This is a genomic window from Pseudocitrobacter sp. 73 (genome assembly GCF_008369545.1).
Lineage (GTDB): Bacteria > Pseudomonadota > Gammaproteobacteria > Enterobacterales > Enterobacteriaceae > Pseudocitrobacter > Pseudocitrobacter vendiensis.
Genome location: NZ_VTZO01000040.1, coordinates 1 through 1,269, shown reverse-complemented (window position 1 = coordinate 1,269; position 1,269 = coordinate 1). Strand labels below are relative to the sequence as shown.

The window sequence follows — 1,269 nt, the reverse complement described above, 5'->3', positions numbered from 1 at the left end:
TGGAAAACATTGCGCTTATTGGTATCGATCTGGGTAAGAACTCTTTCCATATTCATTGTCAGGATCATCGTGGGAAGGCCGTTTACCGTAAAAAATTCACCCGACCAAAGCTAATCGAATTTCTGGCGACATGCCCGGCAACAACCATCGCGATGGAAGCCTGTGGCGGTTCTCACTTTATGGCACGCAAGCTGGCAGAGTTAGGGCATTTTCCAAAGCTGATATCACCGCAATTTGTCCGCCCATTCGTTAAAAGCAACAAAAATGACTTCGTTGATGCTGAAGCTATCTGTGAAGCAGCATCACGTCCATCTATGCGTTTCGTGCAGCCCAGAACCGAATCTCAGCAGGCAATGCGAGCTCTGCATCGTGTCCGTGAATCCCTGGTTCAGGATAAGGTGAAAACAACTAATCAGATGCATGCTTTTCTGCTGGAATTTGGTATCAGCGTTCCGCGAGGTGCTGCCGTTATTAGTCGACTGAGTACCCTTCTTGAGGACAGTAGTTTGCCTCTTTATCTCAGCCAGTTACTGCTGAAATTACAACAGCATTATCACTATCTTGTTGAGCAGATTAAAGATCTGGAATCTCAGTTGAAACGAAAGTTGGACGAAGATGAGGTTGGACAGCGCTTGCTGAGTATTCCCTGCGTTGGAACGCTGACTGCCAGTACTATTTCAACTGAGATTGGCGACGGGAAGCAGTACGCCAGCAGCCGTGACTTTGCGGCGGCAACAGGGCTGGTACCCCGACAGTACAGCACGGGAGGTCGGACGACATTGTTAGGGATTAGCAAGCGGGGCAACAAAAAGATCCGAACTTTGTTGGTTCAGTGTGCCAGGGTATTCATACAAAAACTGGAACACCAGTCTGGCAAGTTGGCCGACTGGGTCAGGGAGTTGTTGTGTCGGAAAAGCAACTTTGTCGTCACCTGTGCTCTGGCAAACAAGCTGGCCAGAATAGCCTGGGCACTGACGGCGCGACAGCAAACTTACGAAGCATAAAGGCAGAAATACACCAGTTTAAACAATCATTCATCTGGTTTTGCGAATACTGATATTGATGATACTAACGGCCCACCGGCCTGTTGAGGAACCTGTAAAACGGAAAGGCTCATTGAAGCCGTATATTTTCTGGAGGTTCATCAGGCGCGGAACTCATCGAGGCGCGGGAATAAAATCCCATTCAGACGCCGGATAGATTCAAGCAAGCCAACTTGTCGTCAAAATCGGTGTTGCAAAAACGGGAGTGACCATAGATTCCGTTTTC

1 protein-coding gene is annotated in these 1,269 nt (G+C 48.4%); it reads left to right on the top strand.

All coding sequences use genetic code 11. From position 1 onward, the window contains the following. Positions 1-1,004: IS110-like element IS5075 family transposase (locus tag F0Q32_RS24505; protein WP_099769973.1), on the top strand; the 1,004-nt coding region annotated here is incomplete at its 5' end. Positions 1,005-1,269: the final 265 nt, after the last annotated feature.